Genomic DNA, 13,765 nt, shown 5'->3' on the forward strand with positions numbered 1-13,765 from the left:
GAAGGATTTGTGCATTTAATAAAAACCGCCCGCTCTCCAATTCTTCGGAGAGCGGGCGGTTTTGCCTTTTTGATTAGAAAGGCATCCCCAAAGGGGTCCTTCCTTTAGAACGACATCCGGTACAGCGGAAGTAGCGTCTCGAAGGTTTGTTCAATGACCTTAAGAAGCGCCGGACCGTCCTGAAGGACGGGATCGTCATTTGCGATCCGCAGTCCGCAGGTGACTTCCGCTTTCTTGACTTCCTTAAGACGGCGCATCAGCTCGGCGAACTGTTCTCCGCCCATGTCCGATTGCGGTGTTCCGTGCGGGTCCAGATGATCCGTGGACCAAAAAAAGTTTCCCGGCAGCCGTTCCCTGACCGCTGGAATGCTGCCGGAGAGCGCATCGGCAAAAATGATCTTGTTCGGACTCTCATAAATAATGGCGAACACGATAAAAAGATGGCTCTGAAACATTCCGGTCTGGAAATGGGGCAGGGCTTTGTAGCCTCGTTTGCCGGGCCCCCAGGCCACCCAAGTGTCATTTGGCGGGTGAACCGTCCGGCGGGCGTGCTTGGCCACATGAGGGAACATCTCTTCCCCGCACAGGGCGGAAAGAAACGGGGCGACTTCGTCGCCGAGCGCCGTCAGCTTGGGGCGTACCCTGGATATGAGTGCGTCCATTCTGGGTTCGAGACCGTCGATGGTAAATACTTCGAAATCTTCTGCTGCAAATCCGTTAAACGTCATATTCTGTCACCTCTAAGCGGAATGTCCCGATTTCGCCATACTGCGCGGCATTTATCCGCGGGAAAGGCGTTTGGAATGTTGTGGGAGCGGGTAAAAATAGTCAATAAACCAAGTTCCCGCTACATAAACTGAAGTATAAAATAAGTGTAGGATGAACGCAAAAATCTTTATCGCGGCCGCTTGTGTTTCCCGGCGGCAGTCACGGCTTCCATAAGCACAAAAGACGCAAATGACAAAGTCGGTTTTGCTATCCGTAAGGCATAAAGGAGGGAGTGCCGTGAATAAGAACGACGAGGTGGAGTATTGCAATTTGGAACTCCGGTTTGACCGGATGCATATTCAGAATTTGATCAAGGATTTGATCCAAGAAGGCTATTCCTTGTACTGGAGCGAGAGCGATAATCTTTTTGTCATATCGGTCCGTACAGGGCGCAAGCTTGTCAAGCTGCGTTTTCAGCGGATCAGAGAAGGCTACAAGCTGGTGGGCGATTACATGATACGCGACGCCCGTCTGGCGGAATGGATGGAGAAGCTGATTGGCGATATGCGCGGTCATGCCATTGTCAAACGTTTTCGCGACCGCCAGATCATCATCGAAAATATTTTGTTCGGCGAGGTCATCCGCCTTGTGGAAATATCCGGGTATCAGCAGAGGGTGCTCTACCAGAAAGGGCCTATGCTCTCGGATCAGGAGCTTACGATAATGTTCTATTCGACCCTGGGCGAAGAGCGCATCCGCGAGCGCAGAATAGAAGTCGATGAGGAGCTGGACCGGCTAGGCGGCGCTTTGGACCGCAAGGACGAGCAGCAAGTGAAGCTTTCCAAGGAAAAACTTTCGTTTCTGATGAGGGAATTAACTAAATTGGAATGGTAAATACAGCTAGTATTAAGCAAGAATTGGGCACCTCTGGAAAAGGGGTGTCTTCGATTTGCAAGGCAATTCCCCTAGGGGGTTCACTTCTGACGAAAAAAACGTTAGAATGGTTACATTGCGGGTCAAATTTCATCAAAGATGCATTTTGTCAATGAAATTGATCTCTTGATGCTTCAAACAAAATTTAAAGCATAAAAAGGGTGGAGGACCAGATGGCAAAACAACAAATCGGCGTCATAGGCCTGGCTGTAATGGGCAAAAATTTGGCTCTTAACATTGAGAGCAGAGGCTTTACCGTATCGGTATTCAACCGTTCCCCCGAGAAGACGCATGATCTTCTTAAAGAAGCGGAAGGCAAAAATCTGACAGGCACTTTCTCCATTGAGGAATTTGTGCAGTCGCTGGAAACTCCCCGCAAAATCCTGATCATGGTTCAGGCGGGCAAAGCGACCGATGCGACGATCGAGCAACTGATTCCGCATCTGGATCAAGGCGATATCATCATCGACGGCGGCAACGCCTACTTCCCGGATACGGTTCGCCGCAACAAGGAACTGGAAGAGAAGGGATTCCGCTTTATCGGCACCGGCGTATCCGGCGGCGAAGAAGGCGCGCTGAAAGGCCCTTCCATTATGCCTGGCGGTCAGGAAAGCGCATATCAATTGGTAGAACCGATCCTCACAGCGATCTCGGCCAAAGTGGACGGAGAACCTTGCTGTACATATATCGGGCCGGACGGAGCGGGCCATTACGTCAAAATGGTGCATAACGGCATTGAGTACGGCGATATGCAGCTCATCTGCGAAGCGTATCAATTGCTTAAGGACGTTGTGGGACTGGATGAAAAAGAACTGCACGCCACATTCGCCGAGTGGAACAAAGGTGAGCTCGACAGCTATCTGATCGAGATTACGAAGGACATCTTCGCGCAGTATGACGCAGAGACCGGCAAGCCGATGGTCGACGTCATTCTCGACTCCGCGGGCCAAAAAGGCACCGGCAAATGGACAAGCCAAAGCTCGCTGGATCTTGGCGTGCCGTTGTCCATGATTACGGAATCCGTCTTCTCCCGCTTCCTGTCCGCAATGAAGGAAGAGCGCGTGGAAGCAAGCAAGGTGCTGAGCGGACCCGCAGCGGAACCGTTTAGCGGCGACAAGGCCGAAATCATCGAGAATATTCGCAGAGCGCTGTTCGCGAGCAAAATCGTTTCGTACGCTCAAGGCTTCGCGCAGCTGCGTGTCGCTTCCGACGAATACGGCTGGAACCTGAAATACGGCAATCTGGCCAAAATCTGGCGCGGCGGCTGCATTATCCGCTCCCGCTTCCTGCAAAACATTACGGACGCCTACGAGAACAATCCGGAGCTTAAGAATCTGCTGCTTGATCCGTTCTTCAAAGACGTCATGACCTCTTACCAGGACGCATGGCGCAAAGTGGTTGCCGAAGCCGTTACCCGCGGCATCCCGGTTCCGGGCTTTGCAAGCGCCTTGGCTTATTACGACAGCTACCGCACGGAGCGTCTGCCGGCAAACCTGCTGCAGGCGCAGCGCGACTACTTCGGCGCTCATACATTCAAGCGCGTGGACAAGGAAGGCATCTTCCACCACGACTGGATCGCAGAAGCGCAATCGGAATAACAGTCGTACACTTCGCGCACTTACAGCCCGGGAGAGTCCGCCTTCAGGCGGTTCTTCCGGGCTTTTTTAATACCACTATGACGATATTGGTCGGCAGAAGCATTGTGCTGCGTTTTCACCCTGTGTTATGATATGTCTAAATTATGATAAGTCCAAAAGTCCAAACTAGCGGGTGGTGATCGTTATGTCGGCAGACGACATGAAGCGGCAGAGCATGAGGGCTGACGCCAAAAATCTGATTCTGATCGGAATGATGGGAACGGGGAAGTCGACGGTAGGCGCGATTCTCGCCGAGGAACTGGGATATGAACTGGTGGATCTGGATCAGGTGATTGTCCGCAAGGAGGGTCGGAGCATATCCGATATTTTTGAAAATGACGGAGAAGGCTACTTCAGAACGGTGGAGACGGAAAGCTTGCGGGAGACCGTGCAGACCGGAGGACAGGTAATCGCCACCGGCGGAGGAGCGGTGCTGGCCGAGGTGAACAGGGAGTTAATGAAGGAGAACGGAATTGTCGCCGCACTTAGCGCAACCGCGGAGGATATCATATCGCGGGTAAACGGTGACAACAATCGGCCGCTGCTGGCCGGCAATGCGGAAGAGCGCGTCAGACGAATTCTGGAAGAACGAAAGGACGCCTACAGTTTCGCGCATTGCATGGTGGATACGACGAACTTAACAGCGGCACAAGTGTGTCAGTATATTTTAATGCACTACCGCGTTTTAGCTTTTAAGCATGTTGGTTAGTTTTGCGGCAGTTCGCTCCATTCGATCATGCCGCCGCTTAAGTTCACAACTCCATTATAGCCCTGGGAGCTTAAATATTCACATACCCGCTGACTTCGGGAGCCGGAACGGCATATAAAAATAACCTCGGCATCCTCCGGAATATCGGAGCTGCGGTAGGGAATATCGCCCATGGGAATGTGCAGAGCGCCCGAAATCATTCCAAAGGCCACCTCATCAGCTTCTCTTACGTCGATCAGGACCAATTCTTCACCGGATTTCAGGCGTTGATGCAATTCCTCGGCCGTAATTTGGGGAATACCATTCATGGATATGACCTCTTTCCTTGACAAGAATGGTTTAATGATAACATAAGGAAGGAATACTCTGTCAAACGAAGACGTTGTCCGTATCCACTATTCAATATATAAGGAGAGTTAAGAAACATGGACGTTATTGTAAGGCCTACGCCGGTACTAAACGGGGAAATCGGAGCATTGTCCTCCAAAAACTATACGACACGCTATCTGCTGGTCGCCGCGCTGTCCGAAGGCACAAGCACGATCTATCATCCGGCACACAGCGAGGACAGCGACGCTATCCGCCGCTGCATCCGCGATTTGGGAGCGGAGCTTACCGAGGATGAAGAGAAGATCGTCATCAAAGGCTTCGGCCGCCGTCCCAAAGACATCAAGGAGCTCAATGTCGGCAATGCCGGCGCCGTGCTGCGCTTCCTGATGGCGGTTGCTTCCCTGTGCCCGGAAGTAACCTTTGTGAATACATACCCGGACTCGCTGGGCAAGCGTCCTCATGACGATCTGATCGACGCCCTCGGCCAGCTTGGCGTTGAGGTCGAGCATAACGAAGGCAGACTCCCGATTACCATCCGGGGAGGAAACCCGAAGGGCGGACGTATTACCGTCTCCGGAGCGGTCAGCTCCCAGTATTTGAGCGCGCTGCTGTTCCTTACGCCACTGCTCGAGGAAGACAGTGAGATTATCGTCCTGAACGATCTGAAATCGAAGGTTGTCGTCGGGCAGACACTTGAGGTGCTGGAGCAGGCCGGAATCACCATTCACGCGGCCGAGGATTATATGTCGTTCAAGGTGCCGGGCGGGCAGTCCTATGAAGCCAAATCGTATACCGTGCAGGGGGATTACCCCGGCTCTGCTGCCGTGCTTGCCGCTGCCGCTGTAACGAAGTCCGACGTGAAGATTCACCGCCTCGCCGAGAACAGCCGGCAGGGAGAAAGAGCAATTATCGACGTTCTGCGTATGATGGAAGTGCCGCTCACCCATGAGAACGGAACGGTGCATGTACAGGGGAACGGGCGCCTGAAGGCGGTCGAATTCGACGGAGATGCGGCTACGGATGCCGTGCTGGCCATGGTTGCCGCCGCCGTGTTTGCGGAAGGCACCTCCAGATTTTATAATGTGGAAAACTTGCGCTACAAGGAATGCGACCGGATCACCGATTATTTGGCGGAGCTCACCCGGGCGGGAGTGAAGGTAGAGGAACGCCGGGACGAGATCATCGTTCACGGTATGCCGGAAGGCGTCGCGGGGGGCGTAACGATCAACGCGCACTACGATCACCGCGTGATTATGGCTCTTACAGTCGTTGGCCTTCGGGCTTCGGCGCCTCTGCTGATTAAGGACGCGCATCACGTAGCGAAATCGTATCCGCAGTATTTTGACCATTTGCAGGCGCTTGGCGCGGATGTCGAGTGGGTAAAATAAGAGCGGCAACGATAATTCCGTGACAAAGGGGCTGAAACGTATGGCTTTTGAGAATCCGTCCAGGGATCGGATCGGAGACATCCTGGCTTCCGCTGGCAACATTGCCGTAGTTGGTCTGTCCGACAAGAGCGACCGGACTTCTTATATGGTCGCTTACGCCATGCAGAACAAGGGGTACCGGATTATCCCAGTCAATCCGACAGTGGACGGCGAGATTCTTGGGGAGAAGTGCTATCATTCGCTTGCCGAGATTCCCGAGCCGGTCGACATTGTCAATGTGTTCCGCCGCAGCGAGTTCTGCGCCGAGACGGCCCGAGAAGCCGCGGCGATCGGGGCCAAGGTGCTGTGGCTGCAGCAGGGGGTTGTCAGCCCGGAAGCGGCCGAGATCGCTGCAGAGGCTGGAATGACGGCCATTATGGACCGCTGCATCAAGGTCGAAGAAGCGATTACTATGCAAGGGCGGACACGGAAAACTCAGTAAAGTCAGTGTGGCGAAGAACGTCCTGACCGAAAGGGAAGGACGTTCTTTTTTGCGCCTGCCTCTGCTCGGAATCGATTGATTTGGAATTTTATGGTATACTACGAAAATGTGCCGACTTATTCTTTTGACAAAACAGAACACAGGCCGTACCATTCAATATAGTAAGAAAGGGGAGATCATTTTGAACTGGCTCGGATCATTGCAGCAGTTGGGCAGAGCCATTATGCTTCCCACCATGGTGCTGCCGGCGGCGGCCATTCTGCTCAGCCTGGGGAGCCTGCCATGGTCCGCTTGGGGGCTGGCTTCGGTAGCCGAAGTTGCAACCTACGCGGGACAGGGAATTTTTTATTATATGCCTTATCTGTTTGCGGTCGGAGTCGCCTGGGGGCTATCCAATCAAGCCGGGCCTGCCGGACTTGCGGCATTGGCGGGAATGTTCACATATGACCGGATTGTTATGAAACTGGGGGACGGCGCACTGCAGCCTGCGACGCTGATCGGCATTCTGCTCGGAATTGTCGCCGGCATCGCCCATAACCGGTTTAAGAATATCAAGCTTCCGGAGGCGATCCAGTTTTTTGGAGGATCGCGTTTTGTTTTGCTCTTTATGGGATTGTTCTCCGCCCTGTTCGCATGGGTCATGCTGGGCGTCTCGCCGATGATTCAGCATGGTCTTGACGATTTGCTGCAGCTTGTCGACAAGACAGGAGGCTTCGGACTGTTCTTGTACGGCGTATTATACAGAGTGCTGACGGCCTTTGGACTTCATCATATTTTGAACAATGTGTTCTGGTTTCAACTGGGAACGTATACAACGCCGGACGGCGCCGCCGTTCAGGGCGACCTGCCGCGTTTTTTTGCCGGCGATCCCACGGCGGGCAGCTTCATGGCGGGGCTGTTTCCCATCATGATGTTCGCGCTGCCTGCCATCGCGTTTGCGATTATTCAGGAAGCGCGCGAAGATTTGAAGCCCCAAATTAGAAAGACGTTCATGCGGGCGGCGCTCGTCTGCTTCCTGACCGGCGTTTCCGAGCAGATCGAGTTCGCCTTTCTGTTCGCTTCGCCTTACCTGTTCGCCCTCCATACGATCATGTCTGGACTGGCTATGGCTCTGACTTATGCGCTGGGTATTCATCACGGCTTTTCCTATTCGGCCGGGGCCATCGACTTTATTTTGAACCTTCACCTGGCCCGCCGCGCCTGGCTGCTGATACCGATCGGTTTGGTCTACGGTCTTGTCTATTACCAACTGTTCCGCTGGGCGATCCGCCGTTTTCAGATTCCGACGCCGGGCCGGGAGGAAGGCTCCGAGCTTGGCGACTGGGCGGGGAATATTCCCTATCAGGCTCCGCTCATTTTGCAAGCGCTTGGCGGCAAAGAGAACATCGTGCAGGTCCAGGCCTGCATCACCCGTCTGCGGCTTACGGTGTTTAATGACCGCCAGATTGATACCGGAGCTCTTAAAAGCCTAGGCTCTGCCGGTATCATCAAATTGGGCGGGGGCAATGTTCAGGTCGTATTCGGCACGTACTCCGAACTGATCCGAGAAGAAATCGACAAGTTGATGCTCCGCGATCTGCCGCAGGTGCTGTTCAGCGCTCCGATGCAGGGTAAAATGCTGCCGATCGAAGACGTGCCCGATCATATTTTTGCCCAAAAATTGGTTGGAGACGGCGTCGCTTTCATTCCTGAAAAGGGAGAGCTAGTCTCTCCGGTATTCGGCAAAGTCATGCACATATATCCCACGATGCACGCCATCGGCATTTCAACTCCGGAAGGGCTTGAGGTGCTCATGCATATCGGTATAGACACATCCCAATTAAAAGGTCCGTTTCAGTCGGAGATCAAGGAAGGGGACAGCGTCGAACCCGGCCAACTGCTAGTTAAATTCGATCTGGACTATCTGAAAGAGCATGCCTCTTCACTGGCCACCCCGATGGTGATTACCAATCCGGAACGCGTCAAATCCTGGAGCTACGCTCCGTTTAAAAATGTGAAAAAAGGGCAATCGTCGGTCATGTCCGTCGTATTGCACGAAAGCAATGTTGGAGGGGTAGAATCATGATACAAGGTATAGGCGCCTCAGCGGGTGTTGCCATCGGGAAGGCTTTCGTTCTGCCTAACTGGGAATGGAGCATGCCGGAGACGCAGGTGAATCCGGTAGATCTGGCAAAAGAATTTGAGCGTTTATATGAAGGGATACGCACCTCCAAGGATGAGCTCGAATTTATCAAAAAAGAATTCAGAGAAGTCGTAGGTCCCGAGGAATCCAGCATCTTTGACGCGCATTTGGCGATCCTGGACGATCCGGTATTCATGAGCGAAATCCGCGGTATTATCGAGAGACAATACAAGGCGGCGGAGGTGGCGGTCAAAGAGGCCATCGATCACTTTGTGGCCATGTTTGACCTACTGGACGACGAATATATGAAAGAAAGGGCGGTCGACATCAAGGATGTCGGCAACCGACTGTTGAAGCATCTGCTGGGGGCGCCTGAAGTCACGCTGCCTTCGGACACCCAGCCCTACATTCTGGTGGCAAAGGAGCTATCTCCTTCCCAGCTTGCCCATCTGAATCCCGCTTACGTGCTCGGCATAGTGACGATGATGGGAGGCAAAACGTCGCATTCCTCCATTATGGCCCGTGCGCTTGGCATCCCGCTGGTGGCGGGCCTGGAGAGTAAGCTCTCAACCCCGATCCAGACCGGGGAGTTCCTGGTCATCGACGGAGATAACGGATCTCTCTTCGTAAATCCTGATCAGGCCACCGCTGAGCATTACAGCGTAGTGCGTGACAGACAACGGGAGAAGCGGGAACAGCTGGAGCTTTTGTCTTCGGTGGACGCGCTGACCAGAGACGGAGTAAGAATACGGCTGGCAGGCAACATCAGCTCCGTGAAGGAGCTGGATCTGGCTTTGAAATACGGAGCCGAGGGCGTCGGCCTGTTCCGGACGGAATTTCTGTATATGGACCGGCAGAGCTTTCCGACCGAAGACGAACAGTACGAGGTATACAAGCTTGTGGCTGAAAAGGTAGGAGAGCATCCGGTGGTCATCCGCACCCTGGATATTGGGGGAGACAAGCATCTGGATTATTTTCAGCTTCCGGAGGAGCAGAACCCATTCCTCGGCTATCGCGCGATCCGCATCAGCCTTGACCGGAAGGACATGTTCCAGACGCAGATGACGGCGATCCTGCGGGCCAGCGTTCACGGCAACATTAAAATGATGTTCCCGATGATCTCTTCGATTGAAGAGGTTAGGGAAGCTAAAGCCGTACTGGAGGAAGTTAAAAAGGACCTGGACCGGCGCGGCATCCCTTACAACAGCAAGCTGCCGATCGGCATTATGATCGAGGTGCCGGCTGCGGTGATGATCGCCGATTTCCTGGCGGAAGAAGTGGACTTTTTCAGCATCGGGACGAATGACCTCGTGCAGTACGCACTGGCGGTTGACCGGATGAACGAGCAGATCGCCCATATGTACCATCCGTATCATCCGGCAGTGCTTCGGATGATACGCATGACCGTGGAAGCAGCAAAAGCTGCGGGCATCGGCATCAGCGTCTGCGGTGAGCTGGCCGGCGATGAGCGCTCGCTGCCGCTGTGGCTGGAGCTGGGAGTCAGCGATCTCAGCATGTCGCCCCAGGCTCTCCTGAGGGTCAAGCACCGGACGCTGAACACGACGGCCTCCGAGGCCCGGAAAGTCGCCAAGCTCTGCTTCCGGAGCCGCGAAACTGCGGAAAGCGAGCAGCAGCTCACGCAGTTCCTCGACAAAACGATCATACAGCATGTCGTTAAAGGCGACGCTTAGCACTAATAAAAAGTAAATAATGGGGGTCCGGCAAAATTGCCGGGCTTTTTTGAAATATAAGACTTTATAAGCTTCGCGCCTATCGTTTGGTCTTATATTTTTACGAGAAACGTACTTGCGTCTTAAAAAGACGCCGTCAGGCGTTTCTTCTTATTAGCTTTATTCAACCAAGCCGAGGTGTATATAATCGTGATACCCGGCAACGCCATCGACGGGCAGTCCAAACTTCTTTTCATAATCTTTTAGCGCTATTTCGGTTGTGCTGTTGAACTTGCCATTGCATTCCCCCTTGTAAAATCCTGCGCTTCGCAATCGGTATTGAATGATTTGAACGTCACCGCCGCTATCTCCCTTTGCTAAACTTCTTGGATCTGCGTCGAGTTTGCCAAGAACATGGCCCCCAAAGCTTATTTTGGTCCCCACTCGTACAAATTCATATAACTCCTCAACATCACGGTTGTGCATTCGTATGCAGCCATGACTGGCATTATGACCTATAGAATAGGGCCTGTTTGTACCATGAATACCGTATGTTCCCCACCGCACGCTAAGTCCAATCCATCGGGTGCCAAACCCTTTCCCCCAATTATTATATTTGTTAATAACGACATACTCGCCCACAGGTGACGGCGTTTCCTGTTTTCCAAGAGCGATGGGATACTTCTTGATAAGATGGCTATTAGAGTACAGGTACAGTTGGTGCTTCAGAGGATCGATCCTAATCGATATTTTTTCTTGATTTTGAGGAGGTTCTGCCGTGGTAGTTGGATTGGAAAGGATGAACAAATGAAAAATCAACAACATCTCATGCATGAACATACGAAAAAAATCCTCCATTTAATCATTTTAATTTGTTGTTTGTAGCCAGTGTGCCCTATCCCTGTTACTTATAATGTTAAATCACACAAAATCTATCCCTGCATGTCCAAATGTTGGGAGAGGCTTGCAAAGCAGATTCTCAACTATATTCGGAAAATAAACAAAACCGTTTGTGCCGCTGCGCAGTCTTTATCAGTAGCATAGAAATAGCAGAGTATCTATATAAAGAGGGGGAGGGGATGGACATGGAGAGCCTGATCAAAGAAGAGTCCGTCATCCTGTCGGATGAAGAAAGCTTCTTCGGGCTTGTGGCTGAGCACAAAAGAACGTTATATGGCATCGCCCACAGCTATCTCCGCAGCGAGGCAGATGCGCTTGAAATGGTGCAGGAGGCGACCTGCCGGGCTTGGATCAAACGCAGAAGCCTGAAGGATGAGGGGCGGTTCACCCCATGGCTTATCCGAATTCTAATCAACTGCTGCAACGATGAACTGAAGCGCAGAAAGCGGGTGATTCCCTCCGAAATCCAGGGCGGGGAGTCCGGGATGATTGAAATGGCGAGTGACCGCAAGCTGGACATGGAGCGGGCGCTGGATGCCGTGAAGCCGAAATACCGGCAGGTGCTTGTCCTGAAATACTACCGGGATATGACGCTGACTGAAATTGCAGGGTTGCTGGAAAGACCGGAAGGAACCGTAAAGACATGGCTGAACAAAGGCCTGAAGCAACTGCGGGGCAAAATGAAAGGGAAGGGAGATGAGCGCTATGTTTGAACGTGAAGAGAAGCTGGCCCGGGACTATTTTCACGTTGCGGAGCGGCACTTGTCGCTAGTGTCCGAGCAGAAGTTGGACGCTGCAATCAATGCCGGCATTGCCGAAGGGACCCGCAGAGGAAGGAACGTCCGTAGACGTTATGCTTTCACATCCGCTGTTATCCTGACCGTCGCCCTGCTGTTCATCATCTCGTGGCTGGGGGGACTCGGCGGTCAACGGATTACGGCGGTTCAGCCCAAGAACTGGGGGGAGTTTGAAACGTACCGTTCAATCGCGGAGAACAATATCACTATAAAAACAGCGCTGGACGCCGGAATCGTCATACCTCTTCACATTTCAACGCAGGAGAAGAACGGCTACAAAATTACCCTGGACGGCATGATCGCCGACCGGCGGGGCATGCTGCTGCTGTATACGTTCGAGAACCGGAATACGCAAAAGGCGACGGTCACCCGTTTTTCGTTGAAAGGCCTGTCGAACTTTTCTTCTTCATCTTCCTATTGGAGCGGCGGCGACGGAAGCCCGGGGATTACCCATAATTACTTCCAGCTTACTTTGGAAGAAGGCCAGAAGCTGTCTGAACGGCTGACGGCTGAAGCAATTGTAATGCCGGATACTCCTGAGGCTCATCTTTCCAGCTCGAACAAATTCAGAACCTCGCTGACCGCCGGTATTTCGCTGGATATCGCGGAGATTGAAAAGTCCGGACGTGAGATCGATATCGGTAAAACAATGACGGTCGGCGGTCAGCGGATTCATATCGAAAAAGCCTATATCGGCCCGACAGGAATTTACTTGAATGCCGTATATGACGATCAGAATGCCAAACGAATATTCAGTGTGATTAACCCGACGATTATGTCCGGAAAGGGAGAAAAGGAAACGGCGCTGTCTACCAACATGACATTGAATGTGAATACTCCGCTGCAGACGATGGTTTTCCACAACAATAATATGGATGTCAAAGGGCCGCTGAAGCTTACGATCAAGGGAATCCAGGCTATGGATAAATCCGATCTGAAGCTTGTCGTTGATACGAAGGCCCAAAAAATAATCAAGGCGCCTGACGAGCGATTAACGCTATCCGACCGAAACGCCGATATCAGGTTTACCGAAAGCAGTTCGGGGGTTGAGGGTAACGCAAAGTCCGGTCAGCTTGTACTCCAATTAAGTACCAAGTCTACTGAGAACGATGAAATGGCTCACCTGTCATTTGATCTGGACGACAGCTTTACGGACGGCGAGGGAGTGAAGCATTCGATTATCCGGAACGAGGGAACTTATTGGGAATCCAGCGGCAATTCAGAGGGATGGACAGATACTGGTATTTACAATCTGGGGTCCGCCAAGCTTCCGCAGCCGCTTACCTTTACGATTAGCAGCTACCCGAACCCTATACTTGAGGAGCAATCCGTCCGAATCCGTTAATAATTATGTCAAAAAGCCGCCTCCCGCCCGCTTTTCAAGCGCGGCCCAGAAGCGGCTTTCTTTATTTATTCCCCGGCGAGTGCATCGCAGAACGCTTTGCCGTATGGCGGGAGATCGGGTGGTCGGCGGGCGGAGACGATATGGCCGTCGACAACGACAGGCTCGTCCTTCCAGATTGCTCCGGCGTTCTCCATATCGTCACGGATGCCGGGAGTCGAGGTTACGGTGACGCCGTCCAGAATTTTGGCGGAGATCAGCACCCAGCCGGCATGGCAGATTTGCCCGATCGGCTTCTCCGCTTTGTTGAAGTCCTGGATCAACTTCAGCACCGCCGGGTAGCGGCGGATCTTGTCCGGCGCCCACCCGCCGGGCACCAGAATGCCGTCGTAGTCGGCAGCGTCCAGTTCATCCCAGGAGTAGTCCGCCGTAGCGGGGACGCCGTATTTGCCGACGTAAGTTTTTTCTTTTACAAGACCTGCCAGATGGACCTCCGCGCCTTCCTCCCTGACCCGGTAGATCGGATACCAAAGCTCCAAATCTTCAAATTCATCGTCTACGAGCGCAATTACTTTTTTTCCGTCCAAACGCATTTGACGCAGCTCCCTTCAAAGAACGTAATCCCGTATATTGTAGCAAATTTAAAATTTGAAGTCATCCAAAGCGAAGAAATTATATTCATAATTGGTAATTTAATCATTTTATGCAAATGGGAAGGTTTTTTGCGGGAGGAAGCGAATATAAATCT

Annotated in this window: 13 protein-coding genes; 9 read left to right on the forward strand and 4 right to left on the reverse strand. The window is 52.6% G+C overall.

The window, feature by feature from the left end:
• Nucleotides 1-104: 104 nt before the first annotated feature.
• Complete coding sequence (locus tag PUR_RS11960; RefSeq protein ID WP_179035428.1) at nt 105-728, reverse strand: DUF1054 domain-containing protein; 624 nt, start codon at nt 726-728, stop codon at nt 105-107.
• 277 nt (nt 729-1,005) lie between these two features.
• Between PUR_RS11960 and PUR_RS11965 the strand changes: the two genes are divergently transcribed.
• The 3 genes from PUR_RS11965 (at nt 1,006) to PUR_RS11975 (ending at nt 3,987) form a co-directional block, all read left to right on the forward strand.
• Nucleotides 1,006-1,602: a hypothetical protein gene (locus PUR_RS11965; RefSeq protein ID WP_179035429.1), complete on the forward strand. Its 597-nt coding sequence runs from the start codon at nt 1,006-1,008 to the stop codon at nt 1,600-1,602.
• Between the two features lie 212 nt (nt 1,603-1,814).
• Nucleotides 1,815-3,239: an NADP-dependent phosphogluconate dehydrogenase gene (gene gndA / locus PUR_RS11970; protein WP_179035430.1), complete on the forward strand. Its 1,425-nt coding sequence runs from the start codon at nt 1,815-1,817 to the stop codon at nt 3,237-3,239.
• Between the two features lie 184 nt (nt 3,240-3,423).
• Nucleotides 3,424-3,987, forward strand: coding sequence for a shikimate kinase (locus tag PUR_RS11975; protein WP_232101832.1), 564 nt, complete (start codon nt 3,424-3,426; stop codon nt 3,985-3,987).
• On the opposite strand, the gene PUR_RS11980 is transcribed toward PUR_RS11975, so the two are convergent.
• Complete coding sequence (locus PUR_RS11980; RefSeq protein WP_179035431.1) at nt 3,984-4,295, reverse strand: rhodanese-like domain-containing protein; 312 nt, start codon at nt 4,293-4,295, stop codon at nt 3,984-3,986. The genes PUR_RS11975 and PUR_RS11980 overlap by 4 nt on opposite strands.
• Before the next feature lie 117 nt (nt 4,296-4,412).
• Here PUR_RS11980 and aroA point away from each other — a divergent pair, with 117 nt between their 5' ends.
• The 4 genes from aroA (at nt 4,413) to ptsP (ending at nt 9,999) form a co-directional block, all read left to right on the forward strand.
• The gene (gene aroA, locus PUR_RS11985) at nt 4,413-5,705 is read left to right on the forward strand and encodes a 3-phosphoshikimate 1-carboxyvinyltransferase (protein ID WP_179035432.1); all 1,293 of its coding nucleotides are present in this window, start codon (nt 4,413-4,415) and stop codon (nt 5,703-5,705) included.
• 40 nt (nt 5,706-5,745) lie between these two features.
• Nucleotides 5,746-6,186 carry a CoA-binding protein gene (locus PUR_RS11990; protein ID WP_179035433.1) on the forward strand — a complete coding sequence of 147 codons (441 nt, stop codon included), beginning with the start codon at nt 5,746-5,748 and terminating at the stop codon, nt 6,184-6,186.
• A 181-nt stretch (nt 6,187-6,367) separates the two neighbouring features.
• Nucleotides 6,368-8,251, forward strand: coding sequence for a glucose PTS transporter subunit IIA (locus PUR_RS11995; protein ID WP_179035434.1), 1,884 nt, complete (start codon nt 6,368-6,370; stop codon nt 8,249-8,251).
• Complete coding sequence (gene ptsP / locus PUR_RS12000) at nt 8,248-9,999, forward strand: phosphoenolpyruvate--protein phosphotransferase (protein WP_179035435.1); 1,752 nt, start codon at nt 8,248-8,250, stop codon at nt 9,997-9,999. Before PUR_RS11995 ends, ptsP begins: the two co-directional genes overlap by 4 nt.
• 159 nt (nt 10,000-10,158) lie before the next feature.
• Here the strand turns inward: ptsP and PUR_RS12005 are convergent, their stop codons facing one another.
• Nucleotides 10,159-10,818, reverse strand: a complete 660-nt coding sequence (locus PUR_RS12005) for a L,D-transpeptidase family protein (protein WP_179035436.1) — start codon at nt 10,816-10,818, stop codon at nt 10,159-10,161.
• Nucleotides 10,819-11,063: 245 nt separating this feature from the next.
• On the opposite strand from PUR_RS12005, the gene PUR_RS12010 reads away from it, so the two are divergent.
• Together PUR_RS12010 and PUR_RS12015 are read left to right on the forward strand one after the other, a co-directional pair.
• Nucleotides 11,064-11,591 (forward strand): sigma-70 family RNA polymerase sigma factor, encoded by a 528-nt coding sequence (locus PUR_RS12010; RefSeq protein ID WP_179035437.1) that lies wholly within the window; start codon nt 11,064-11,066, stop codon nt 11,589-11,591.
• Nucleotides 11,584-13,020: a hypothetical protein gene (locus PUR_RS12015; protein WP_179035438.1), complete on the forward strand. Its 1,437-nt coding sequence runs from the start codon at nt 11,584-11,586 to the stop codon at nt 13,018-13,020. The genes PUR_RS12010 and PUR_RS12015 overlap by 8 nt, the downstream gene beginning before the upstream one ends.
• A gap of 65 nt (nt 13,021-13,085) precedes the next feature.
• Here PUR_RS12015 and PUR_RS12020 read toward each other — a convergent pair whose 3' ends face one another.
• Complete coding sequence (locus PUR_RS12020) at nt 13,086-13,610, reverse strand: type 1 glutamine amidotransferase domain-containing protein (protein WP_179035439.1); 525 nt, start codon at nt 13,608-13,610, stop codon at nt 13,086-13,088.
• Between the last annotated feature and the right edge of the window lie 155 nt (nt 13,611-13,765).

The organism is Paenibacillus sp. URB8-2 (assembly GCF_013393385.1).
Lineage (GTDB): Bacteria > Bacillota > Bacilli > Paenibacillales > Paenibacillaceae > Paenibacillus_AQ.

Excerpts from the sequence above, each read along its gene's own strand:
- PUR_RS12010 (WP_179035437.1), top strand. The coding sequence starts at position 11,064 with ATGGAGAGCCTGATCAAAGAAGAGTCCGTCATCCTGTCGGATGAAGAA.
- PUR_RS12020 (WP_179035439.1), bottom strand. The coding sequence starts at position 13,610 with ATGCGTTTGGACGGAAAAAAAGTAATTGCGCTCGTAGACGATGAATTT.
- PUR_RS12005 (WP_179035436.1), bottom strand. The coding sequence starts at position 10,818 with ATGTTCATGCATGAGATGTTGTTGATTTTTCATTTGTTCATCCTTTCC.
- PUR_RS11960 (WP_179035428.1), bottom strand. The coding sequence starts at position 728 with ATGACGTTTAACGGATTTGCAGCAGAAGATTTCGAAGTATTTACCATC.
- PUR_RS12015 (WP_179035438.1), top strand. The coding sequence starts at position 11,584 with ATGTTTGAACGTGAAGAGAAGCTGGCCCGGGACTATTTTCACGTTGCG.
- PUR_RS11980 (WP_179035431.1), bottom strand. The coding sequence starts at position 4,295 with ATGAATGGTATTCCCCAAATTACGGCCGAGGAATTGCATCAACGCCTG.
- PUR_RS11975 (WP_232101832.1), top strand. The coding sequence starts at position 3,424 with ATGTCGGCAGACGACATGAAGCGGCAGAGCATGAGGGCTGACGCCAAA.
- aroA (WP_179035432.1), top strand. The coding sequence starts at position 4,413 with ATGGACGTTATTGTAAGGCCTACGCCGGTACTAAACGGGGAAATCGGA.
- ptsP (WP_179035435.1), top strand. The coding sequence starts at position 8,248 with ATGATACAAGGTATAGGCGCCTCAGCGGGTGTTGCCATCGGGAAGGCT.
- PUR_RS11990 (WP_179035433.1), top strand. The coding sequence starts at position 5,746 with ATGGCTTTTGAGAATCCGTCCAGGGATCGGATCGGAGACATCCTGGCT.
- gndA (WP_179035430.1), top strand. The coding sequence starts at position 1,815 with ATGGCAAAACAACAAATCGGCGTCATAGGCCTGGCTGTAATGGGCAAA.